Here is a 22104-nt window from a genome sequence, read left to right as displayed (position 1 = left end):
GAGCAACATGGATCCGCACGCCGCGACGAAGAAGCTGGAGACGCTGCGCACGCTCATGGCCGGCCACACCGACACCAGCGAGGAGCGCCGCATCCTGGACCTCCTGCGGGACGCCACCGCCTCCGAGCTGAACTACCTCCTGGCCAATGTCGACCTCGAGTCCCTGCTCGGGGACATGGACGACCGCATCTTCGGGCCAGACCACCATACCGCCCTCTTGACGATGCTCTGTCGGGAGCGTGCCCCGCAGCTCGCCCTGCCGGTGCGCGCCAGCCTGGTGACGGCGCTCCAGCGAGGAGGGACTCCGGCCACCGCCGAGCGGGCCCTGCGCGACATGTTCCTGAGCGTGAAGGGCCGCGAGCTGACCGCCTTCAAGAACCTCCTCGACGCGGGCAACAACCACCAGGACCTGGAGAAGCTCCTCTTCGACGACGTGGACGACCCGGCGCTGCGGGAAGAGATTCTCGCGCACATCCTCCGCGAGGGAGAGGCAGCGCCCAGCGGAGAGAACAAGGTCCTCAGCGACATCGACGACACCTTCTTCGCCAACCTCAAGGACACGCGCTACCCGTCCAAGACGGTGTACCCGGGTGTGCTCGCCTTCTACGCGGAGCTGGACCGCGGGCCCGGCATCATCCCCGGCCGCGAGGGCGACCTCACGTTCGTCACCGCGCGCCCCATGGACCCGCTGGGCGCGGTGGAGAACATGACGTTCGACACCTTGAAGAAGCACGGCGTCCCCGCGCATGCCGTGCTCTCCGGCAGCCTCACCCACCTGCTGGGCAACTCCCGCATCGCCGCGAAGAAGTTCGACAACTTCCAGCGCTACGTGCGCGTGTTCCCGGAGTACGGCTTCGTCTTCGTCGGCGACAGCGGCCAGGGCGACGTGGAGTTCGGCGACAAGATGCTCACCGCCGCCCCGCAGGCCGTCCACGCCGTGTTCATCCATGACGTGGTGGATACGCCAGAGACGACCCGCCGCGCCTGGCGAGAGAAGCGCATCCACTTCTTCGACACCTACGTGGGCGCCGCGGTGGAGGCCTTCGCGCTGGGCCTCATCTCCCGCGACGGGTTGGCGCGGGTGGCCATCGGCGCGCGCGAGTCGATGGAGGGCATCGCCTTCACCTCCGCGGCCCAGCGAGATGCCCGCAAGGCGGAGCTGCTCAGGGACCTCCAGCGCGCGGATGCGCTGACATCGCCGTCGCCTCCCGCCGCGCACTGAGCCCACGGGCGTCGAGCGCGAGAAGTCGAGGGTGCCCTCCGGGCCCTGGGGCTGACGTGTTCCGGACGGCACCCGTCGCGCGATGACGCCTGGGTGAGCAATCCCCTTCCACCGTCCCTCGGGGCAGTTGGCGCGAGCCCATTCCCCGCCAACTTTCCCACCGCTCCCTCACGGGAGAATGGGGGCGGCGTCGGGGCCGTCAGGGGAAGGGGTGGCGGCGTGAGCGGGGACGGGACCTGATGGAGCTGTTTCCCATCCATCTGCTGTTCATCGTCGTGTTGATGAACCGCTACATCCTCGGTCCGTTCCTGCGGCGCCTGCGAGGGCCCAGCATCGACCGCGCGGACGACACGTACCGGCCTCGTGTCGCCATCGTCATCCCCCTCTTCAACGAGGGGAAGGGCATCTTCCACGCCATCCGCAGCCTGCTGGAGCAGGACTACCCCAGCGAGCTGCTGCAAATCGTGGTGGTGGACGACTGCTCCAAGGATGACAGCTACGCGTGGGCGATGAAGGCCGCGGAGGGCCACGCCAACGTCCTCGTCATGCGCAACCCGGAGAACCTGGGCAAGCGCAAGGGCATCAACCGAGGCGTCCAGGCCGCGGTCGACGCGGAAATCATCGTCTCGGTGGACTCGGACGTCATCGTGGATAAGAGCGCGGTGCGCAACCTCGTCCGCCGATTCGTCAGTCCGCGCATCGCCGCCGTGGGTGGTCGCACCTTCGTGACGAACCGCCACCAGAACTGGCTGACGCGCATGGTGGAGATCAAATTCCACTTCGCCCAGCAGTGGCTGAAGGATTTGGAGCGCAGCTTCCGACAGGTGATGTGCCTGTCCGGCTGCCTCACCGCGTATCGCCGCCACGTGCTCCTGGAGCTGGAGCCCATCCTGGAGGCGCGCTCCATCGCCGGCATCCCCATCAAGTACGGCGAGGACCGGTTCCTCACGCGGCAGATCGTCAAGCACGACTATGAAACCGTCTACACGCTGGACGCGTTCTGCTTCACCGCCGCGCCCGCGACCCTGGCCGGCTACTTCTCCCAGCAGCTGCGGTGGCGGCGCTCCAACCTGGTGGACCTGCTCGGCGGCCTGTCCCACGCGTGGCGCCTGCATCCGGTCATCACCGTCCACTACGTGTCCCAGCTCGCGCTGCTGCTCGCCTACCCCGTCGTCATCGTCCACAACGTCCTCACCGGGGAGTTCCTGGACATCCTCTCGTTCCACTTCCTCGTCATCGGCCTCCTGGGAATCATCTACCGGATGGAGACCCGGCACCTGCCCGAGGACCGGCGGGTGCATGGGGCGTGCTTCCTGCCCATGGCCCTGCTGATGCCGGTGACGTACGCGCTGTTCACACCGCTGGCGCTGCTGACGCTGGACTCCGGCAGTTGGGAGACCCGGGGCAGTCCCAGCGCCGCCCCGGCACCTTCCACCGCGGACAACCGCGGTGGGCTGCCGCCCAACCCCGCCGGAGAGGGTTCTCCATGAACCAACGCGTCGCGAACCGCATCAACGCCATCGCCGTGTCCACGTACAAGCTCCTGGGCTCGGTGCTCCTGGGGCTCATCCTGGCGGCGCTGGTGTCCTTCCTGTCGGTCCAGGGCTTCTTCCTCTTGAGCCACGGCTGGGTGACGCCCACGGTGGTGTCTCCCACGGACCCTCAAATCCTCTCGTTGAACACGCAGCTGGCGGCGCAGACGTCCTCCAGGGACCACGTCGTCGCCGAGCGGCGCTCGGTGGAGAATCGCATCGAGGACGCCGAGCGCACCGTGTCCTCGGAGCACGCGTTCCAACAGCGCTTCCTCGTGGCCTTGCGAAGTGAGCGCGCGTCCAAGGACCGCGTCGCGAAGCGGCTGGCCTCCCTGCGCCAGGAGTACAGCCGGGCGCGCGCCGAGATTCTCCAATCCAACCGCGCCTACGCGGGGCTGTCGCGCGCGCGCACGGATGCCATGTACGGCGCACGGCTGCTCCAGCAGGAGGACAAGCTCACCATCAACCACCACCTGGCGCAGCTGGCGCAGAGCAACCTGTCGCTCGCGCAGACCACCGTGGATCTAGAGACGCGAGTGGATTCGCTGCACCGGGAGCTCGCGGGGCTGACGGCGGTGCAGGACGGGATGGGCAAGGACGGCACGCCGGCGGGAATCACCCCGGACGTGCTCCTCCTGGAGCGCGAGTACACGCACTCGGTGCTGGAGCAGGCGCGCGCGGAGGCGACGCTGCGCAGCCTGGAGCAGGACCTGAAGGCGCTCGAGGACGTGGCCCAGCGCTACGAGGCGCTCATCGCGTCGCTGCGGGCCTCACCCTATCTGCGCGCCATCGAGAAGGACCTGACGGTGGCCTTCGTGCCGTACGAGAACCTGAACAACGCGGCGGTGGGCACGCCCCTCTTCGCGTGCGCCGCGAAGGTCGTCTGGTGCCGCGAGGTGGGCGTGGTGGGCCGCGTGCTGGAGGGCGAGGTCTCCATCAAGCACCCCATCCGTCAGCACATGCTGCGCGGGGTGATGGTGGAGGTGAAGCTCACGGACTCCGCGTCGGCTCGCGAGGACCTGCTGCACCTGGGCCGCGCGCCCCTGGTGCTGTGAGTGCAGGCGCCCATGAAGACGTGGAGAAGCCCCATGCGGAAGACCCTCACTTGCGGCGTGCTGCTGTGCCTCGCCGCGCGAACCCCGGCGGCCCTCGCGGCGCCACCCGACGCCCCCTCTCCTCCCGATGCACGCGTTGAAGGGCGCGCCGCGGGCTACTGCGACTGGGTGCGGGGCCTGGGCGAGGCGGAGGCCGCGCTGGAGCTGGCCCCGGAGGTGTTCGGCGCGTTCGGCGCGGTGAACACCGGTGAGGCCGAAGGTGGCACCGCCCTGGGCAAGCCCAAGCTGCGCGTGACGGCGGGCCTCAGCTACGACTTCGTCGGCCTGTACCGGGGACACAAGATCCACCGCCGCGCCGCGGCCGAATGCCGGCGTCACCAAGCCCTCTCCTCGCTCCAGGCCGCCGTCCGACAGGGCACGGGGCTGGGCGAGGACTCCGCGCTGGAGGCTCGGGCGCGCGTGCTCCAGGACGCCCTGCCCCGCGCTGAGGCGCTCGTCACCGCCCTGCGCGCGGACCTCAAGGATGGCCGGGCGACGCTGGAAGAACTCAACGCGGTGCAGGTGCGCTTGGACAACCTGCGCTCGCTGAACACGGACACGACGCTGGCGCGCGAGCGGCTCGCCTCGCGTCCCGCCTTCCCCCAGGGCCAGCGGTTGGAATCACTGCTGGAGGAGCTGCGCGCGGCGGATGACGCGGTGGAGGTCGCCACCGGGAGCCTGCGCCGGGCCAAGGCCTGGGAGCTGAGCGTTCGCGGAGGCTATGACGAGGTCTTCGACCTGGACCAGGACGTCCCCCTCTTCGGGCAGGTCATGTTGACGTATGACCTGGGGCACCTGTGGCAGGGCAAGGCGAATGCCCGGGCGCGCGAGGGACGCCGCCGCTCGACGCTGCACGAGGTGGAGGGCGTGCACCAGGAGGTCTCCGAGCTGCTGGTGGAGCTGCGCTCGCGACACCGCACGGAGGAGGCCCGGCTGCGGGAGGTGTCCGCGCTCGTGTCGGACCTGGAGGGCCAGCTCAAGGAAGTGGAGGCGCTCCAGACGCGAGAGATTCGCCGGTTCCGGGACTACCTCCTGCTGGAGCTGGCTCGGCTGCGCGCGGAACAGGCCTACCTGACGGCCCACCTGGAGGCGCTCACGGCCTTCCTCGGGACGCCCCGTCCCTGATGTCCACCATGGCCCGGAGTCGAGTCCTCGTGGCCTGTCTGGGCCTGGGCGCGCTCTTGGGCCTCGGGTGGGGGCGACCTCCTCCGGCGAGGAAACCCATGACGACGCTCGCCCCGGTGCCCTTGTCGAAGCTGAAGGTGACGCAGGGCGCGCTGCGCGAGCGGCCCGATGGGTGGCTCGACGTGGATGGAGCGCGACTGCGAGCCTTCGTGCCCGGCACGGACATCGCGGCCCGCGCCGAGCTGCGCTTCCTGCCTCGAGCGCCCACCGACGAGCAGCGGGCCTTGCAGTCCGGTGAGCAGCGTCAGCAGGTGGGTCTCAAGCTGCGCGCGCGGGACGGCTGCAACGTGTTGTATGTGATGTGGCGCTTCGCTCCGAAGGCAGGCGTCGTCGTCAACTACAAGCGCAATCCCGACCAGGACAAGAGCAGCGACTGTGGCAACCGGGGCTATGTCACCGTCCCCCCCTTTCGACGCGGCGCGGTGAGCGCGCCCTCCTGGGGCAAGGAGCACACCCTGCGCACGGAGTTGCGAGGCGTGACGTTGCGCGTGTGGACGGATGACGCGCTGACGTGGGAGGGCGACCTTCCCCCGGAGGCCCTCGCGCTCGAAGGCCCCTTGGGACTGCGCTCGGACAATGTGCGGTTGACGTTCCAGCTCGCGGTTCCGCCGTCGTGACGCATTCCTTCCAGACGCCAGACTGGTGTCTTGAAGAGACTTGAGGGCATCCTGCGCGTCCACGCAGGGACATGAAGAGGCCCGTATGCTCGCTGGACGTCTGGGTTCACTCCGCTGGCTCGTGTTGTCATCGCTGGGGGTGGGCGCTCTGGGATGTGGTGGTTCGTTGGAGGCCGTGGAGGACACGGCGCTCCGCGACACGGAAGCGTCCCTCGCGGGGCTCCAGGGCAACACCGTGTATGGGCGCTGGCTCGGCTCGGGCGGCCGGAGTCCCACGCACCCCGGCAATCGCACGTTCATCGTCGACCACGCGGGCCCCACCGCGACGGTGACGTTCACCCTCACCTCGACCGTGGATGCCTATCTCTATCTGCTCGACGCGAGCGGCAACGTGCTCGCCGAGGACGACAACAGCGCGGGCAACCTGGGCGCGCGGCTCTCCGTCTCGCTGGCTCCCGGCACGTACAAGCTCGTCGCGGCGACGGCCTCACCGGGACAGAGCGCGGACCTCACCCTCGTCTCCGACAGGGCGCCGCTGCGCTTCAGCCAGCGACTGCTCGTCAAGCCCGTGTCCACGTTCCAGTGGGTCTACGACGACAGCGGCACGGGCTCGAACGACGACGTCTCCATCTGGCGCCCCAACCTTGCCCAGTCGCCGGGCTATTACTCCCTGGGCGATGTCGCGATGCCCAACGGCGGAGGAGGCCCCGCGCCCTCGACGGCGCTGGTGGTTCAGGGCGAGGGGGACCTGCTCGCGCGGCCCGTGGACTACGTCTGGGTGTGGGACGACAAGGGCTCGGGCGGAACGCACGATGGCTCGTTCTGGGAACCCGTCGCGCCCGCGGGCTACACCTGCCTGGGCGCGGTGGGCGTGCTGGGTTACGGCAAGCCCTCCACGGACCTCATCCGCTGCGTCAAGAATGAGTATTTGGTGGCAGCCAACCCGAGCGCGCTGTGGAATGACAGCGGCTCCGGCGCGAACAACGACGTGGGCCTCTGGCAGCCGCTGGTTCGAGATCATCGGGGACTTCCCGCCACCACCTTCGTCGCGCGCCCCAGTCACTCCGACACGGGAGGCAGCCGCTACTGGGCCATCAACAAGAGCGCGACGGCGAACCCCGAGCTTCAGGGGCTGCCCGTGAGCGCCGCCACGGCCGCCGCCTTCGCTCCTCGCGTGTGGATGCACCCGGGCGAGGCCTACTTCCCCTCATCCACCGAGTTCCACCTCGCCAACGTGCACGTGGAGGGCGGTCATCAGGTGACGAACCAGGCGCTGGGCTGTGACTCCTGCACGGACCCGCAGTTCCTGGATGGGCAGCGGCCGAACCAGACGCCGGTGCCTGTCTATGCGGAGCTCATCACGCGCACGGCGAACGGGCAGCCCACGTCGACGACGGACGTGGTGTATTGGATGTTCTATCCGTACAACAATGGCAAGCGCGTCTGCATCGGCTGGTACTCGCCCTGGGGCTGCGTGGGTGGGTACTCCACCTTTGGCAATCACGTGGGGGACTGGGAGCACGCCACGGTGCGCTTCGTGGAGGGCCGTCCGTCGCAGGTCTATTTGAGCCAGCACGCCAGCGGGCAGACGTTCACCTATGGCGACAAGGGCATGGGCCTTTTGGGTTGGCGACCGGAGCTCTTCTCCGCCCAGGGCTCGCACGGCGTCTACGCGGATGCCGCACGGCACATCTACCAGAACCTCCCCAACGGCGACTTCCTGGCGGATGACACCGGACGCGGCATCGCCTGGGACACGTGGAGCGCGCTGGTGCCCTTCGACTGGCGCACGCCGGGCACCTTCACGGGAAGCCTGTCCTGGCTGAACCGCACCGAGCGCTGGGGCAACCCGAAGTCGGGCTGCGAAGTCTCCGAGCCCATCGCTGGCGAGTGCATCCTCAACGACGGGCCCACCGGGCCCATGTCGAAGAGCGCGTCCCAGCCGGACTTCCTGCCCCTCGATTGACCTGCCGGTGCACCACAGGCGGTCCAAGCTGCGCTTGAACTGGACGCAGGCCGCGTCCGGCAACTGGCGCAGCGTCACGATGGGCGACGACGAGCGACTCTAGAAGCGTCTTCGCTCGCGTCTCTGGCGCTCCAGGGCATGCTTCCGACAACCTTGGAACATCCTGCGCGATTGCCATTCCCAACATCTACCATTCAATCAATCGCGCCATCCGTTCCGCACATGCGTCTGACTCTTTTCCCACGCCACACAGTCACGACTGTCCAACCCGCACACAAAACACGCAAATCAAGCTAGACCATAATAACCAAGATGAAGATAAACCCTCTGGGAGACACCGGCTCGCGGTCTCCGCATCGACCCCCAGAGCCTTCGAAGAGGTCCCCATGAAGAACAGTCTCAGAGGTCTGTGCCTGCTTGCATTTGGAGCAATGCTTGCCGTGGGTTGTGGTGGCGCTCCCCAGGAAGAGACGCAGCCCCAGGACAGCGACTCGTCGGTGGCCATCCCTTCTGAGTACCTCGGCACCGAGGACGAAGAGGCGGTCCAGGGGGAGGTGGGAAGTAGTGCCATCTGCTGCAACATCAAGTGTTCAAATAACTGGTATGGCCCCTACCCGTCCGTCCAATACAACAATTGCGCTGAGTACGGAAGGTACAAGTGCAAGCAAAAGGGACTCACCTATCAGACCTACGCATGGAAGAACTGCTAGTCATCTTCAATCACTCAAGGACACACCCATGAAGACTCGATTCAAGAACGCATGGCTGCTTTCCCTGGCTGCCACCCTCCTCCTGGCCTGTGGTGGCAGCGCGAACGAGCCGCTCGATGGCGACAGCCCTGCGCCAACCGCCATTCCCGAGGAGTATATCGGACAGGACGAAACTGTCTTCAACGAAGACATCCCCGTGGGAGAGTTCAAGGCCTGCTGCTACGCCATCTGCGCGACCGACACGGTGTGGAGGGGTCCCTTCCCGAACGTCGCGGCTGGCAACTGCACGAACTACGGGAAATACTACTGCAAGCAGCGTCGTCTGGCCTTCGTGGGCGCGAAGTGGGATAACTGCTAATCAATTGATAGGGTATGCGTGGACGAAGAGGAAGACAAGCATGCCCTGGAACAACGCACAGCCGAGCACCACGGGGCCTCGCAGCGCGGGGTGCCGGCTGAGCCAGGCGCCCAGGGGCAGGAAGGCGGGCCACACGGCCGCGCTGTAGCGTCCCAGGCCCACCAGCCCCACCGTCCACAACACGAGCATCAACGGCAGGCCAAAGACAGCCAGCGTCCACCAGCGCCTCCGCGTCGTGAGAAGGAGCGCGCCCACGCCGGGGATGAAGGAGAGCGCCACGTAGAGGCTGACCTCGGGCGCCCAGTCGCCCTTCCACCAGGTCGCCAGCCCCGCCCAGGCACCGGCCCACTCGCCCCCGCGCACCTTCCACCAGATCTGCGGGTCTCCGAACTTCCGCCAGAGGAAGACGAAGTAGAGCGACGTCATCACCAACGGAATCGCCAGCGCGAGGATGTCGCGGTGGAACCACGCCTTCAGCCCCCCTCCGCGCGAGCGAAGCTGCTGGAACAACAGGGACAGGCCCGCCACCAGTGACAGGTGGCGCGCCAGCCCTCCGAAGCCCAGCGCGAGCGCCGCCCACCAGTGCCGCCCTCGCACGCTCAAGAGCAGCGCGAGCGCGGTGAGGAACACCATCCAGGACTCGGGGTAGCCCGCGGACTGGAAGAAGGCGAAGGGATACGCGGTGAAGAGCAGCAGTGAAACACGCGCCGTGTCCTCGCCCTCCAACATGCGAAACAGCCGATACAGGACGATGAGCCCCAGCAGCCCCGCGATATTCGCCACCAGCACCAGTGAGACCTGGATGCTCAGGCCCGTGGTCTCTTGCACCAGGCGTCCCAACACCGGTAGGAGCGGGAAGAAGTTGGTGGCCTGCGGCCGCGCGTAGCCCTGCTGGGCAATCTCCGTGTACCAACCACAGTCCCACCGGCAAAACGCATCCAACCCCGCGAGGCTCGTCTGCTGGAAGGGCGCACGGTGGAGCCTGTTGTCGAACACCAGCGACACGCGCGCGAGCAGGAACAGCGCCAGCCGACTGATGAAGAAGAGCCCCACGGGAAACGCCAGCTCCGCCCCCAGCGCGCGCAGCCGCGCCCCCAGCGATGGCGGCGACTGGGTCTCTCCTGAAACAGGAACATCGGTGGACATGCGGTGGCTGAATCCAGAGGTGCGAGAAGGGCGGACACCCTACCCTACTCCCGCGTCCTTCACAGCGAGGAAGGGGTGCTCGCGACCACTCGGGCCCGTCTGAACGGAAACCCGCCCTGACCCGTCCCGAGCTGGAATGCTAATCTCCATCCTCTCGCCCAGACCTCGTGGCGCGAGGCCCCAGGGAGGTCCACACCATGCGAGCAGGAGCTGGATGGGTCGCAACCGCGGGAGTCGTCCTCGGTCTCGGCGCGCTGCTGCGCCAGCAATTGATGGCACCGCGGACCGTCATCGCGGGCCCCTCTCCCGCCATCCTCCTGTCCCCCGCCCCGAGCGAGCCCGTGCCTCAAGCTCCCGCGCCTCCGCCTCCCGCGCCAAAGCCACGCATGCCCACGGGGCCGCCCACCCTCCATGGGACAGGCCTCGCCGAGGTCCACGTCGTCTCCGCCCAGGACCAACGTCCCCTCGCCGGAGTCATGGTCGCCATCATTCGAAAGACCCTCGACCTGGCTCAGCCCCTGGAATCCGCGACGACAGATGCGCGGGGCGTCGCCCTCTTTCCCACCGCGGGCCCGGGCCGCTTCTATCTGTGCGCGCGCGGCGCGGGCCATGGTGAGAGCTGCTCGCTGGACCTTGGGCTCGTCGCCGGAGGCACCATCACCGCGACGCTGTCGCTGCCTCCCGGCGCCGTCGTCACCGGCACGGTCCTCCAGCACGATGGGACTCCCGCCCAGGGGGTCCGCCTGATGGCCTCCTCACACCGCGCGATGCCCACCCAGGCAATCACTGACGCCCAGGGCCACTACGTGCTGGATGGGGTGTCACCGGGGTCCAATGAAATCCATCCCTTCACGTCCGAGGGACGGGGAGCGACTCGCACCGTCGACGTCCGGCAAGGCGAAGAAGCCCGGCTGGACATCCAGCTCGCGGGCTTCACACACGTGACGGTCCAACCGCTCCGCGACCGCCATCGACGGGGGGCCCGGATCAAGAAGTCCCGCGACAAGGACCTCATGGACTTTGTCGTCGTCTCCCTCCCACTGCGCCGGCAGGAGAATGGGACCTGGACCGGGACGGTCGAAGCGGGAAGCCGCACCGCCTCCGTGTCTGGCCTCAATGGCCGGACCTCGCTCTATGGAGAGGTGGAGGTGGAGCTGTCTCCCGGCGTCCCCGCGTTCATCAAGGTGCCCTACGACACGGACGAGGAAGACATCATCGTCGAACCGCCCCGACGCGAGGAGCGTGAGCCCTTCGAGGTCGCTGGCCATGTCTTTCTGCCCGATGGGACTCCCGCTCCCGGCGCTCGAATCGCCCTGGTGAGGCCCTCGCGGTACTGGCAGTGGTGCGGCAACGGCCCCGTTGACTACGACCACATCCGATTCGAGGGTTCGGCCTTCGTGGTGAATCTCCCGGAGGGCACGGGGACCATCCAGGCCTGGCTGGAGGACGGCCGCGCCGGCGAAGTCACCGTCACGGGCACAAAGGGTCAGCGTGTGGTCGCCGACATCCACCTGGAGGAGACCGGCGCCGTCGTGGGCCGCATCGATGTCACCTCGAAGGGCGGCCAGGGCGAGGGGATGCCGTTCACTATCGACAAACGGATCTACCACCCCTTGAGCATCCGCGAGCCGGATGGTCACTTCATCGTCGCGGGACTGACGCCGGGCGAGCACGTCCTGAGAATGGATGGCCACTACGGCCAGCACCGCTTCGTCATCAAACCCGGGGCACTCACGGACCTGGGACTCCTCAACGAGCTGGTGCTGACGCAGCCCCCCTGACGGGCCACCGCTCCAGGGCAAGTCGCGGGGCCACCCGGCCCCGCGCGGCCCACACCCGGTGCGCCCTGTCAGAGCACCGTTCGAATCGTCCGGTCGCCCGCGATGTATTGGTTCAGCGTGTAGCCGGAGTCCGAGGTGCAGCCGGAGGAACCCGTCTTCACCATCAGCGCGTACAGCGCGCGCACCACCGGGACGGCCTCGAGGACGGAGCGCACGCTGAGATGCTCTTCGTGGGAGGTGATCTTGAGGTCCTCGTCGAGGACGAGCTTGTGCACCGCTCGATAGGTGAAGGAGTCCCCGACCAGCAGCTGCCAGGGGCGCCACGCGAGGAAGTGCTTGAAGACCAGCGTGCACGTCACGTCGGCCAGCACGACGTGCGAGCCATCCGGGCGGACGGTCTCCGCCACATCACCGAACTCGATGCGACACCCGGACAGCAAGGCCCGGCCGACGTAGATGACCCGCCTGATGCGCTCCACGCCTTGCACGGCGATGAACGGGTCCTGGAAGGTGGCCTCGGGATGGTAGTGCTTCGTCGCGGCGGCCCGGGGTGAGCGCTCGTCGACGCCGTAGAGGATGGGCAGGATGCTCCGGACGAGCTCCGCGGCACTGCCACGAGACATCTGGAGAGACAGGGGGGACTGCGCGACATCCCTCATACGGGCGACCTCCAACGGGGGTGGTGAAGCTGCGTCGAGTCCGGACCGTCATGCGGTCCGGCAAGAAGAGCCACGCGGGACTCCAGCCGCGAAGGAAGAGCACGAAGCCCCTGGCCAGCGTGCCCGCGCCAATGACAGTCGGGCGGCAGCGGCGGACGGGGGTTCGCCCTTTTTGAAATGGCATGCATTCGGAGGCCGCGATGGTCTCCGGTCAAGCGGGGCCTCGTAATCGCCTGTCAGTCGCGGATGGGTGTCGGAAGTTGGACGACGACGACCCCGTGTCCGGGAGCGGACGAACATGAGCCCGCAATGACAGGACTCCGGCGCGAGAGCACGCCGGAGTCCCTTGTCACGCTCGAATCAGGGCAGCGGCGGCAGCGTCAGCACGCCATTGCACTGGCCGGGGCTCGAGGGCACGCCGGTGCCGCCCCACGGAGCTCCCGTGTTCACCGTCACGCTGGTGCTGGGCGGCGGCGGGCAGCCAAAGCCAGAGGCCTGGCGGACGGTGAGGTTGACGTTGGCCGGAATGTTGTAGAGGACATCCGTGCCAGCGCCCACGCACAGGTTGCGCGTCTGGGTACCGCCCGAGGGAATCGGAATCTCGATCTCCAGGCAGATGGGCAGCACGGTGCCGGGCGGCAGCGCCGCGGCATTCACCACGACCTGGAGGCAGCCGGGGTTGGTCTTCTCGATGTCCGCGTTGACGAAGCCAATCTCGCTGGTGTTGCCCGCGAAGCCGCTGGTGGAGATGCGGGCACAGTCGTTCGGATCACACGTCATCGTCTCGCGCACGGAGCACTGCACCGGGTTGGGCGCGCGCGTGGCGGTGGCGGCCTGCTGGTTCCACACGTTGGAGCCCGCGCCCATGGACCACAGCGCGATGCTGCCCGGGGCCGTGCCAGCCATGTCATTGGTGAGCGGGATGAAGACCCGGGCCGTCGCGCCGGGGCGCAGCGTGAGCACGGTGCCCTTGGAGTCACGAACCTCCGTGTAGATGGCGCCACGCGACTCCAGGAAGACGGCCTGGCCCGAGCGGTTGATGGCGGCATCCGCGCCCGGCATCGCCAAGAGGCCCGTGTCGATGTAGCGCACGCCCACCGTGAACGGCGGCAGGGGCTGCGCACCGCCCGGGCCCTGGAGCGCGCCCAGGTTCACCTGGATGGAGGCGCCGCTGCGCGGGTCCACCACGTTGGCGACGCCCTGGGTGAAGGACTGCGTGTGGAGCGTATGGAGCACGAACCGGGCCCCGAGCACGTTGCGCGTGACGGCGCCCACGTGCGGCATGTACCCCGGAGAGGTGATGCTCAGCGCGGAGCCCATGGGGACCGCCGCGGAGACGGCGAACGAGCCATCCGCGCCCGTCGTCGTCACGGTGCCACGCAGGTCCACGCGCGCCCCCCCGACGGGCGAGCCCGTCGCCGTCGTGACGACGCCACAGATGGTGATACCAGTCGAAGTCGGATTACACGTGGCGAGCGGCCGCGACTGCTCCACGGAGGGCTGAGGCTCGACCTCGGTGTCAGGGGCGCCACAGCCGCCACCGAGCGCCACCGCGCCTCCGAGAAGTCCGCACAACCACAGCCACTGCTTTCCAGCGATTCTCGACAGAGACATCACGCACCTCAAAGGAAGAAGAGAGTGGTGACATCGGGACCGATGGCACCGCGCACATGGTATGTGATTCGTCTGACGTTTCCAGGGCCGACACCAGTGTTTCAGTCCCGGCGTCAATATCCATTCAAACACAAACACGTCACCAGCGACCCAAGGCTGACGGGACCTCGCACGTGACATGAAGCGCTACAAAACAATGCCTCATGACTGGGTATTGTGACCAGGAATGTCACAAGTCTCGGTCTGGAGCCCGGCGCCTACGGGAATCCCGTAGGGGCCAGGGGAGGCTCCACCCATGCGGGCGAACCGCGTCAGCGCGAGCCTCCCACCACGAGCAGGTCCTCCGCCCCGCGTTGGGAAGACCCCCCTTCCACCGTCAGGTTCCCCGTCGCCAGCCCAGCAGTTCGGCGAGGTGCGGGTTCTCGTGGCTCAGCGCCTCCTCGGCCGGGGTCTTGTTCCCCGCGTCCTTCCGGGTGACGTCCGCGCCGGCGCGAAGGAGGACCTCGATGACCGGGCCCCGCTCCTTGAAGCACACGTGCTGATGCAGCGGCGTCCAGCCGTCGCCCGCGTTGGGGTCGGCGCCCGCGTCGAGCAGTGCCTGCACCACGTCTGGTGACTGCGCGTTGAAGAGAGCAGTCCGGCCATTCTCGTCGAGCGCATCGATGAGGGCGCCACCCTCGACGAGCACGGGAATGCAGGAGACCGCGCCGTGGTCGGCGGCCAGGTGCAGCGGCGTGGCTGACTCGCCGTCGACCTCCGAGGTGGAGAGCCCCAGGTCGAGCAGCGTTTTCACCAGCAGCGCGTCATCCACCATGGCGGCCAGGTGGAGCAGCCCTCGTTCATCATCGTTCCGGGCCTCCAGGTCCGCCCCCAGCGCACGCAAGGCCAGCACCCGGCCCACCCGCCCTCCTCCGAAACCCGGGCCGAAGAACGGGGCGGTGTCCTGTCCCGCCGCGAGCAGGACTCCAGCGTCGAGTGCCTTGGCCTTCTTCCCCTTGGGACGCGCCGCTGGCTTCTGCTTCCGCAGCCACGCCACGAAACCCTCGTCGGAGAATGCGCCCTGCAGGCCGCTGAAGCACTCCGGGCCGTCGTCCTCCACGTCGAGGAAGCCCTGCTCGGGCGACGCCTCCACCTGGGCGAGCAGCACCGGGTAGCCCTCCTTCCCGGGGCCCTGTCGCACGGCGCGCCAGGCCTCGAGCCCCCGACGGGCGCGGCCGTGGTCGGGCAGCGGGCGAAGTCCCTCCGCCTCCTCCAGCGCGGCCTCCACGGCGTCGAGTCGGGCGTCCGTGGGAGCGCCGAGGATGACCTCCTCCGCCCAGAGGCTCAGGGCCAGGGAGCGCGCCCGCTGGGCATCACTCAACTTTCCTCCGGGGCGGGTGCCTCGCGTCAGCTCGAGGATGCGGTCCCTGGCCTTCCAGTGCTCCGCCTTCAGCTCCCGCTCCCAGTGATGAGGGGCCGCGCGGCGCGAGGCATCCAGCGCCCAGCTCAGCGAATGCAGCGCCATCAGCCGCTCCGGCTCCGCCTCCAGCACCTGGCGCAGGAGGGGAATCGCGTCATCCAATCGAGGCGGTGACTCATCGAGCAGCGCGTCCACCTTCTTCATCAATCGGGTGACGTCCACTTTCTTCGGGGGCTGAGGGGCACGAGACATGTCGGCCCGAAGGTATCGCCCACACAGCGCCAGGTCTCCGCATTCTTCAGCCTGGGCCCTTGAGAATTCCGCCGGCTTCCGCGAATCCCCGGCTCCATTCCGAGACATAGACAGACATCCCTTGCGAGCCCTCCCGAACATGGAATTCCTGTTTTCTGGAAAGAAAGGCTAGCATCGGGCCATGCGCCCTTTCTTGTCCTTCGGTGTGACGCCGGTCTCCGGATGCCTGGCCGCCGTGCTGCTCCTGAGTCCGGTCTGGTGGTCCTGCTCGGACTCCGGACGCACCGCCGAATCGCTCGCGACTCCGCGGGTCTCCACGGAGTCGAGTGAGTGCGGGCCCCCGACCGTGGGACTGCGCTTGTGGCTCAGCGCCGGTCAGCTCACCCATGCGGAGGGAGCCCCGCTGGCGAGCTGGGCGGATATCTCCGGACAAGGCCTTCATGCCGTCCAGACGGCGGCGGGCCTGCGACCCGTGGTGCGTCACGGCGCGATTGGCGGGCGGGCCGCCATCGAGTTCGACGGCGTCGATGACCGGCTGGACCTGACCCACAATCTCTTCGCCGGCAACGCGCCGCTCACGGTGCTCGCGGTGGTCCAGACGAATGACACGCAGGCCCACCTGGCGGGCACCGGCTCGTCCAGCGCGGGGTTCCTGACCACCTACGGCAAGGGCGTCACGCTGGTCGCGGGCCAGCCCACGGTGAAGGCCAACTCGAATGGCAGCGGCCTTCTGCTGAGCAGCCCCGGCTCCATCGCGGACGGGCAGCCACGGCTCCTCTCCACCGTCCTGCAAGGCGGGAGCACCACCCTCTTCGTCAATGGACAGGCCATGGGCGCGTCGAGCGCGGCACTCAACACCTACGCCTATGGCAAGGCCACGTTGGGCGCCAGCGACGGTGCCAGCAGCAACGCCTCGCGCGATGCCTTCGCGGGTCGACTGGCGGAGCTGCTCGTCTATGACAGAGTGCTGGGCGACGCGGAGCGCAACGCCTTGGAGCTGTGCCTGGGGAGCCAGTATCAGCTCACCATCACCCTGCCCCCGGGTTGTGACGGCGTGCCAGGCAGTCACGCCATCGTCGATGCGTGTGGCGTGTGCGGAGGTGACAACAGCACCTGCGCCGACGAAGCCGTCATCGCCAGCGGTCGCGCCCTGTGGCTGCGCGCGGATGACCTGGACGGGACGGAGGGCTCGGCCGTGGCGAGCTGGCGGGATGCCTCCGGACTGGGCAACCACGCCCTCCAGGGCGTCGCCGGTGCCCGCCCCGTGGTGAGGCGGAACCAGCTCTCCGGCCACGCGGTGCTCCAGTTCGACGGGGTCAATGACCGACTCGACCTGACCACGAATGTCTTCGCGCCCGGTCAGTTTCCCCTCACCGTCTTCGCGGTGCTCCGGACCACCGACGCGAACGCCCATCTGGTGGGGACGGGCTCCTCATCCGCGGGCTTCCTCACCACCTACGGTGGAGGCCTTGCCCTGGCGGCCGGGAAGCCCACGCTCAAGGCCAACTCGAACAGCGCGGGCCTGCTCCTCCAAGGCCCCGTCATCCACGATGGACAGCCCCGCGTGCTCTCCGCCGTGGCACACGGAGGCCCCAGCAGCCTGTTCGTCAATGGGCAGGTCGCGGGGCTGTCGTATACGGCGCTCGGAGCGTACGCCTATGGAAAGTCCACGCTCGGCGCCAGCGACGGCGGCAACACCTCCGCGTCCCAGGACCCCTTCGCCGGTGAGCTGGCCGAGGTCATCGTCTACCAGCGCGCGCTCAGCGAGTTCGAGCGGCTCCACATCGAGCAATACCTCGGCGCGAAGTATGGCGTGGGCCTCTCCCTTCCTCCGGGCTGTGATGGCGTGCCAGGCAGCGGCGCCGTCATCGATGCATGCGGCGTGTGCGGAGGTGACAACAGCACCTGCGCCGACGAGGCCGTCATCACCAGCGGACGCGCGCTGTGGCTGCGCGCGGATGACCTGCAGGGGGCGAATGGCGCGACGGTGGGCCTGTGGCCGGACACCTCCGGCCAGACGAACCATGCCACCCAGGCTGCCCCTGCCCTCCAGCCCGTGCTGCGACGCTCCGCCCTCGCGGGCCACTCGGCCGTCGAGTTCGACGGCGCCAATGACCGGCTCGACCTGACCGCCAATACCTTCGCCACTGGCGACTTCCCCGTCACCGTCTTCGCCGTGCTCCAGACGAACGACACCGAGGGCCACGTGCTGGGCACCGGCTCCTCCTCCGCGGGCTTCCTCACCACCTACGGCGGCGCCCTGGCCTTCGTCGGAGGGAAGCCCACGGTGAAGGCCAACTCGAACGGCAGCGGCCTGTACCTGTCCTCCCCTACGACGGCTCACGACGGAGCGCTCCGCGTGCTGAGCGCGGTGGCTCAATCCAGCAACAGCCGGCTGTTCGTCAACTGCGCCGCGAAGGGCTCCTCCACCGCCACGACGAACGCCTACGCCTACGGGAGGTCCACGCTGGGCGCGAGCGACGGCGCCCAGAGCGACCAGTCCAGAGATCCGTTCGCGGGGCTCATCTCGGAGGTCATCGTCTACCACCGCGCGCTTGCGCCCTCGGAGCGGGAGGCCATCGAGGACTACCTCGCGGCCAAGTACGGGTTGACCTCGTGCGTCCGCGTCCCCGTGGACCCGGCGACCTCGCTGGCCGAGTCCGCGGTGATGTTCTTCAAGCTGGAGGAGACGGGCACCGAGGACCGCGTCGACGCGGCGAGCGGCATGGATGTGGGCCCCTTCCCCGAGGACGCGGTCGGAATCACGCGCGTGCCCGCCATCCAGGGCATGGGACAGCAGATCAACGGCCCCAACGGCTACCACTTCTGGCGACCCAACGTCTCCACCATGAGCCACGGCCGAGGCAGCTTCACGTGGGCGGGCTGGATGCGGATGTCTTCGTTCTACGACAACCAGACCCTCGTCGGTAAATGGAACAACGAGGCCGGCGGACGCGAGTACCGCGTCTGGTACAACGCCGCGCTTCAGCACTTCGAATTCCAGGTGTCGAGCACCGGAGACGCGGGCCCTGGAGAGCTGGGCGGCGTCATCCACCCCGCGCCCGTGAGCCTGGACACGTTCTACTTCCTGGAGGCCTGGCACGACGCGCTCGCGGGAAGCATCCACCTGCGCGTGGGGACGACGGCGGACCGTGGGACGGTGGTGTCCGCCCCCTGGTCCACGGGCGTCCAGGTGACATCCGGCGATCTGAACCTGGGCGCCCACAACACCTGCGAGGACGCCCACCTGCACGGCACGCTGGATGCCGTCGGCTACTGGAAGCGCGTGCTGACCGAGGCCGAGAGCCAGCGCCTGTGGAACGGTGGCGCGGGCTTCGAGCCCTGAGCTACGCGCGTGGCTCGATGACCGTCGCGGGGGCGGAGGGCTTCTCCGTCTCCTCGGGCACGGTATCGGTGACAGGCTCCGCGCAGAGCGTGGAGCCGTTCACCGGGCAGCGCCCACCGTCTTCCAGATCAAACTGCCAGCGGTGGCGAGGGCAGACGAGGTAGCGCCCCTCCTCCACCCAGCCTTCCGCCAGGTCCGCGCCCTGGTGCGGACAGAAGCGCTGCACGGAGAAGCGCTTCTGTCCCACCGTCACCACGGTCCGCTCGCGCTGGGACTCCGTGGAGCGCACGCCCTCGCAGAAGGCGCGCATGTCTTCAATCTCCACGCCCAGGAAGCCGTGGAGGATGGGCTCGTAGACGTCCGGAGACCGGCTCAGCCGCAACCGGAAGGACAGCAGGAAGTCCTCCCACGTCAGCTTCCGGTCCAACACCCGAACGATGTCAGCCGCGGACACCTTCATCGCGTAGCGCGTCGTCTCGCGGACCTCCGTGACTTCGTCCACGCGCCGGCCCTTGAAGTCCACCCGCAGCAGCCGCTCTGGAAGCTCCGTCAGCTCCACGTACAGCGGCATGCCCACGCGCTCGTGCAGGTCCAAAAGGTCCAGCTTGCGTTGCAGCTCCACGCGCAGCCGCGCATGAATCTCATCCGCCTCCGCGCGCAGCATGTTGCGGCGCCGCTCCCGGAACAGCGGCGCCATGTCCGCCGCGTACGTCCGGAGGTACGCCTCCATGCCCTCCGCCGTCACCCGCTCCGCCTCGAGCGAGACGAAGTCCAGCGAGCCCACGTCCAGCACGTCTCCCGGCATCGGCTCCAGGTACTTCGACGCGGCCCCCGGCAGGCGCTGCTCCAGGAAGCGGAACAGCGTGGTCGCGTTGGGGAAGATGTTCACCTTCTCGAAGTTGAGGTGGAACAGGGACGGGTCCAGGAAACACGCGGGCCCCGCTGACGCGAGGTATGCCCGCGGCTTCACCACCTCCAGCGCCCGCGCCACCGCCTCGAACTTGCTCTCCCGCTTCTTCAGGGAGATGGCCGCGTAGGTCTCCGGCGAGTACTCGTAACAGGTGGGGTGCCAGATGGCGCCGGAGAACTGGGCCGTGAAGATGTCGATGGGCCCCTCTTCCTCGGTGATGCGCGCCAGGCGGTCATGCAGCTTGCAGTCGTTGAGGTTGATGAAGCACTGGCCGTCTCCTCGCACCATGATGGCCGAGTCCCGGTTGGTGCCCTGCTCCGACACGAAGAGCTTGAGGTAGCCGCCCTTGAAGGGGACCTCGCGTCCGTCCTCGCAGGCGATGACGCGCTTGCAGCCGTACTTCGCGAAGATGTCCTGCAGCTCCGAGCGCAGGAAGCGCGGAATCACCACCGTGAAGTCGCGCCGCTGGAGCGTGGCCAGGAACTCCGGGTCGAAGTGGTCCTTGTGCTCGTGGCTGACGTAGAGGAAGCGCTCCCGGCCCGGCGTCTCCAGCAGCTCCCGCACGCGCGGGGCCACGTGGTGGTTGCGCGGAAGCTGCATCCACGCCGAGTCGAAGGCTCCCCGCTCGGTGAGCCACGGGTCCATGACGACGACGCTCCGCTCGGTCTCCACCGCGAAACCCGCATGGCCCAGGAAGGTGATTCGCATCAACGCCGCCCTTCGCCCGAAGCAGGCCAGCGACGCGCCGCGCCCACATGCTCGGATGTGCCTCCCGCTCCCGCAGGGGTGCGAAGAAGGCTGCGCGCTCCCGGACACTCCGGCCACCTGCCTCGGAGTCCCCCTCCTCGTTCGCGTGGCGACACGAGCCCGCGCCCGGCGCACGAAAAAGGGCGCGGAAGGCCTCTGCCCTCCGCGCCCCGGCACACACGGTCCGCGACTCAGCCCCGACTACGGCTGGATTTCACGAACGGTCAGCCACTTGAAGTCCACGTCCTCCGCGTTGTCCCAGCGGAACGTGGCGATGGGGCCGCCCCACGTAATCGGCATGGCACCGACAGTTCCGCCGCAGTGCTGCGCGTCACCGCCCCAGTCCCCCGCGTCGACCATGTCGTGGACCTTCTTCCACGTCACCTTGTCCGCGTTCTCGTTGACGTACAGCTCCAGCTTCACGGCTTCCTTGCCGCTCACGGGGGTGTTGCGCATCACCGCCTTGAAGCCCACCCAGCGGCCCTTCAACGGGGACGTGGCCGGCTTGTACGGCGCCTGCTCGTAGGACACGTGCCACGTCTCCTTCTGCCAGCGCGCGCGGCCGTCGTAGTGCAAGCCACCCTTGTAGCTGCTGCCCTCGCAGCCGGAGCTGCTGTCGTTGTGCTTGCCGCCGCGCGCGTACCAGTCGAAGTTGTCGGAGCCGTCCGACGCGGAGTTGAGCTTCACGAAGCCCGTCATCTCCACGTTGCGCCAGTCATTGGCCGCCTGCATGTAGCCCCGGCTCGCCAGCACATCCCTGTCATAGGTGGGAATCTTCGCCGCCGAGTACCCCGTCGACGTGCTGACGCCCATGCGCACCTGACCGCTCTTCATCTTCCAGGAGCCATCCGCGTTGCGGGTGATGGTGCCCTGCGGATCGAACCGCGAGTCGGAGGTGGGGTTGTCCGCCAGCGCCCAGGCCTCGCCCCCTGACTTGGAGGGATGGAGCATCGTCACGCCAAACTTGTCGACGCCCGGCTGCTCGGGAGTGGGCGTGGGGTCCGGCGTGGGCGTGGGCGTCGGGTCTGGCGTCGGCACCGGCGTGGGGTCAGGCGTGGGAGTCGGCACCGGCGTGGGCGTCGGGTCTGGCGTTGGCACCGGCGTGGGGACCTGGGGCTGCTCGGAAGGCGGCTCGGTGCCACCGGGAGACGTCGTGCCAGAGGAGTCCGCGCCACAGCCCGTGGCGGTCAGGGCCAACAGCGCCCCGCAAATCGAGGAGAGAAGACGGTTCCGGGTCAAAAAGGCGGTCCTTCTTCGAGGGGCCACTCGAGTGACAGGAGCCGCGGACGCCGATCGCCCTGCGAGCCCTCGCCGCGCCCACCGCCCCGGAGGCCAGGAATGCCTCCGAGCGCCGACGCCTGGTTGGTCTCAGTGGCCCGGTGACTGTCGAGTTCCAACCGGACGGGCCGAAACCCACCACGTCCCGCAACCCTTCCCCAGCCAGTGTCGCCCGCACCAGCCCCCCTCGGGCTGGCCCCTCCCGGGACAGGCCTCCATCCGCTCCCGCGGCTTCACTTCGGTTTTCTGGATGGAGAGCAGCCGTAATCCCTATTTGTCGAAGAGAGT

16 protein-coding genes are annotated in these 22104 nt (G+C 68.2%); 10 read left to right on the top strand and 6 right to left on the bottom strand.

The window, feature by feature from the left end; all coding sequences use genetic code 11:
* The first annotated feature begins 7 nt into the window (after positions 1–7).
* From G4D83_RS22785 to G4D83_RS22750, 8 genes are all read left to right on the top strand, one after another.
* Positions 8–1222 carry a phosphatase domain-containing protein gene (locus tag G4D83_RS22785; RefSeq protein WP_163866919.1) on the top strand — a complete coding sequence of 405 codons (1215 nt, stop codon included), beginning with the start codon at positions 8–10 and terminating at the stop codon, positions 1220–1222.
* 239 nt (positions 1223–1461) lie between these two features.
* Positions 1462–2712 carry a glycosyltransferase family 2 protein gene (locus G4D83_RS22780; RefSeq protein ID WP_163866918.1) on the top strand — a complete coding sequence of 417 codons (1251 nt, stop codon included), beginning with the start codon at positions 1462–1464 and terminating at the stop codon, positions 2710–2712.
* Positions 2709–3809, top strand: coding sequence for a coiled-coil domain-containing protein (locus G4D83_RS22775; protein ID WP_163866917.1), 1101 nt, complete (start codon positions 2709–2711; stop codon positions 3807–3809). The genes G4D83_RS22780 and G4D83_RS22775 overlap by 4 nt, the downstream gene beginning before the upstream one ends.
* Before the next feature lie 33 nt (positions 3810–3842).
* Complete coding sequence (locus G4D83_RS22770) at positions 3843–4973, top strand: hypothetical protein (protein ID WP_163866916.1); 1131 nt, start codon at positions 3843–3845, stop codon at positions 4971–4973.
* Positions 4974–5071: 98 nt separating this feature from the next.
* The gene (locus G4D83_RS22765) at positions 5072–5650 is read left to right on the top strand and encodes a hypothetical protein (protein WP_240356507.1); all 579 of its coding nucleotides are present in this window, start codon (positions 5072–5074) and stop codon (positions 5648–5650) included.
* An 85-nt stretch (positions 5651–5735) separates the two neighbouring features.
* Positions 5736–7616 carry a Vps62-related protein gene (locus G4D83_RS22760; protein WP_163866914.1) on the top strand — a complete coding sequence of 627 codons (1881 nt, stop codon included), beginning with the start codon at positions 5736–5738 and terminating at the stop codon, positions 7614–7616.
* A 431-nt stretch (positions 7617–8047) separates the two neighbouring features.
* Entirely contained in the window at positions 8048–8326 is a 279-nt protein-coding gene (locus tag G4D83_RS22755) for a hypothetical protein (protein WP_240356506.1), read from the top strand.
* Positions 8327–8354: 28 nt separating this feature from the next.
* The gene (locus G4D83_RS22750; protein ID WP_163866912.1) at positions 8355–8684 is read left to right on the top strand and encodes a hypothetical protein; all 330 of its coding nucleotides are present in this window, start codon (positions 8355–8357) and stop codon (positions 8682–8684) included.
* On the opposite strand, the gene G4D83_RS22745 is transcribed toward G4D83_RS22750, so the two are convergent.
* Positions 8685–9830 carry a mannosyltransferase family protein gene (locus G4D83_RS22745; protein WP_163866911.1) on the bottom strand — a complete coding sequence of 382 codons (1146 nt, stop codon included), beginning with the start codon at positions 9828–9830 and terminating at the stop codon, positions 8685–8687.
* A 197-nt stretch (positions 9831–10027) separates the two neighbouring features.
* Here G4D83_RS22745 and G4D83_RS22740 point away from each other — a divergent pair, with 197 nt between their 5' ends.
* On the top strand, positions 10028–11611 hold the full coding sequence (locus G4D83_RS22740; protein ID WP_163866910.1) for a carboxypeptidase regulatory-like domain-containing protein: 1584 nt from the start codon (positions 10028–10030) through the stop codon (positions 11609–11611).
* 68 nt (positions 11612–11679) lie between these two features.
* Here the strand turns inward: G4D83_RS22740 and G4D83_RS22735 are convergent, their stop codons facing one another.
* The 3 genes from G4D83_RS22735 to G4D83_RS46920 form a co-directional block, all read right to left on the bottom strand.
* Positions 11680–12270 carry a hypothetical protein gene (locus tag G4D83_RS22735; RefSeq protein ID WP_163866909.1) on the bottom strand — a complete coding sequence of 197 codons (591 nt, stop codon included), beginning with the start codon at positions 12268–12270 and terminating at the stop codon, positions 11680–11682.
* Positions 12271–12630: 360 nt separating this feature from the next.
* Positions 12631–13884 (bottom strand): carboxypeptidase-like regulatory domain-containing protein, encoded by a 1254-nt coding sequence (locus tag G4D83_RS22730; RefSeq protein WP_163866908.1) that lies wholly within the window; start codon positions 13882–13884, stop codon positions 12631–12633.
* Positions 13885–14260: 376 nt separating this feature from the next.
* On the bottom strand, positions 14261–15535 hold the full coding sequence (locus G4D83_RS46920) for an ankyrin repeat domain-containing protein (protein ID WP_275902389.1): 1275 nt from the start codon (positions 15533–15535) through the stop codon (positions 14261–14263).
* A gap of 181 nt (positions 15536–15716) precedes the next feature.
* On the opposite strand from G4D83_RS46920, the gene G4D83_RS22720 reads away from it, so the two are divergent.
* On the top strand, positions 15717–18881 hold the full coding sequence (locus tag G4D83_RS22720; protein WP_163866907.1) for a LamG domain-containing protein: 3165 nt from the start codon (positions 15717–15719) through the stop codon (positions 18879–18881).
* Position 18882: 1 nt separating this feature from the next.
* Here the strand turns inward: G4D83_RS22720 and G4D83_RS22715 are convergent, their stop codons facing one another.
* Together G4D83_RS22715 and G4D83_RS22710 are read right to left on the bottom strand one after the other, a co-directional pair.
* Complete coding sequence (locus G4D83_RS22715) at positions 18883–20499, bottom strand: Rieske 2Fe-2S domain-containing protein (protein ID WP_163866906.1); 1617 nt, start codon at positions 20497–20499, stop codon at positions 18883–18885.
* 240 nt (positions 20500–20739) lie between these two features.
* Positions 20740–21777 (bottom strand): carbohydrate-binding protein, encoded by a 1038-nt coding sequence (locus G4D83_RS22710; protein WP_163866905.1) that lies wholly within the window; start codon positions 21775–21777, stop codon positions 20740–20742.
* Between the last annotated feature and the right edge of the window lie 327 nt (positions 21778–22104).

This window comes from Myxococcus eversor, assembly GCF_010894455.1.
Classification (GTDB): Bacteria; Myxococcota; Myxococcia; order Myxococcales; family Myxococcaceae; genus Myxococcus; species Myxococcus eversor.
This window is presented reverse-complemented; position numbering and strand designations above follow the sequence as displayed.

Bases quoted from the DNA above. Each gene is read 5' to 3' on its own strand.
- G4D83_RS22775 (WP_163866917.1), top strand. From the start codon at position 2,709: ATGAACCAACGCGTCGCGAACCGCATCAACGCCATCGCCGTGTCCACG.
- G4D83_RS22760 (WP_163866914.1), top strand. From the start codon at position 5,736: ATGCTCGCTGGACGTCTGGGTTCACTCCGCTGGCTCGTGTTGTCATCG.
- G4D83_RS22770 (WP_163866916.1), top strand. From the start codon at position 3,843: ATGCGGAAGACCCTCACTTGCGGCGTGCTGCTGTGCCTCGCCGCGCGA.
- G4D83_RS22785 (WP_163866919.1), top strand. From the start codon at position 8: ATGGATCCGCACGCCGCGACGAAGAAGCTGGAGACGCTGCGCACGCTC.
- G4D83_RS22745 (WP_163866911.1), bottom strand. From the start codon at position 9,830: ATGTCCACCGATGTTCCTGTTTCAGGAGAGACCCAGTCGCCGCCATCG.
- G4D83_RS22715 (WP_163866906.1), bottom strand. From the start codon at position 20,499: ATGCGAATCACCTTCCTGGGCCATGCGGGTTTCGCGGTGGAGACCGAG.
- G4D83_RS22750 (WP_163866912.1), top strand. From the start codon at position 8,355: ATGAAGACTCGATTCAAGAACGCATGGCTGCTTTCCCTGGCTGCCACC.
- G4D83_RS22740 (WP_163866910.1), top strand. From the start codon at position 10,028: ATGCGAGCAGGAGCTGGATGGGTCGCAACCGCGGGAGTCGTCCTCGGT.
- G4D83_RS22780 (WP_163866918.1), top strand. From the start codon at position 1,462: ATGGAGCTGTTTCCCATCCATCTGCTGTTCATCGTCGTGTTGATGAAC.
- G4D83_RS22755 (WP_240356506.1), top strand. From the start codon at position 8,048: ATGCTTGCCGTGGGTTGTGGTGGCGCTCCCCAGGAAGAGACGCAGCCC.
- G4D83_RS46920 (WP_275902389.1), bottom strand. From the start codon at position 15,535: ATGTCTCGTGCCCCTCAGCCCCCGAAGAAAGTGGACGTCACCCGATTG.
- G4D83_RS22730 (WP_163866908.1), bottom strand. From the start codon at position 13,884: ATGTCTCTGTCGAGAATCGCTGGAAAGCAGTGGCTGTGGTTGTGCGGA.
- G4D83_RS22765 (WP_240356507.1), top strand. From the start codon at position 5,072: ATGACGACGCTCGCCCCGGTGCCCTTGTCGAAGCTGAAGGTGACGCAG.
- G4D83_RS22720 (WP_163866907.1), top strand. From the start codon at position 15,717: ATGCGCCCTTTCTTGTCCTTCGGTGTGACGCCGGTCTCCGGATGCCTG.
- G4D83_RS22735 (WP_163866909.1), bottom strand. From the start codon at position 12,270: ATGAGGGATGTCGCGCAGTCCCCCCTGTCTCTCCAGATGTCTCGTGGC.